We start from the raw sequence: 785 nt of genomic DNA, 5'->3' as shown, positions 1-785 counted from the left end.
ACATGAGGTAGCAGCTCATCAATATCCTTATCTTTATGGGTTGGCAGCCGTCTAAGGACATCAGACAAGTAAGCAAACGCATCCACCCCATTTAACCTAGCTGACTGAATTAACGACATAATCACCGCTGCGCGCTGACCACTTCGCAAAGAACCAGCGAACAACCAATTTTTTCTACCTAAAGCCCACGGACGCATCTGATTCTCAGCCCAGTTATTATCAATCGGCAGACTGCCATCATCCAAGTATTGGGTAAGCGCTGTCCAACGTTTCAAACAATAATCAATCGCGCGAGCAATCGCTGAATTCTTAGAAGCTAACTGCCTCTTTTCCAGTAGCCACTGATGTAAAGCATCAGCAATGGGTTTTGCTTTAGCTTGTCTAATTTGCCATACGGTTTGAGTATTTCTTGAGGAAGGTAGCGCATTTTTCTCAAATAGCTCATCAATTTCACGCTCTATGGCATACAAGCGTTGAAAGAAGTTTAATGCTTCTTCACTGACAATACTTTGCCCCGTCACATGCAACTCATGAAACTTACGCCGTGCATGCGCCATACAACCGACTTCAATGACAGCGTGAGGCTGTTGATTAAACAAGAACTTATAACCATTATAATCATCACACACAAGCTGACCCTGCCACTTGTGTAAAAAGGCTTTGGGGTGCTCATTTCGTCTGCTTTCGGCAAAGTCATAAACCACTGCTTTAAGTTTACTGTGCTGTGGCGTTACATACGCCCAAACATAGCCTTGCTTGGGTGATTTACCATTCACCTTCATAAT

Annotated in this window: 1 protein-coding gene; it reads right to left on the bottom strand. The window is 43.8% G+C overall.

What is annotated here, in order from left to right:
* The coding region (gene tnpC / locus M3175_RS25750; RefSeq protein WP_251524494.1) for an IS66 family transposase at positions 1-785 on the bottom strand (785 nt) is incomplete at both ends.

This window comes from Robertmurraya korlensis (assembly GCF_023715225.1).
Lineage (GTDB): Bacteria > Bacillota > Bacilli > Bacillales > Cytobacillaceae > Robertmurraya_A.
This window is presented reverse-complemented; position numbering and strand designations above follow the sequence as displayed.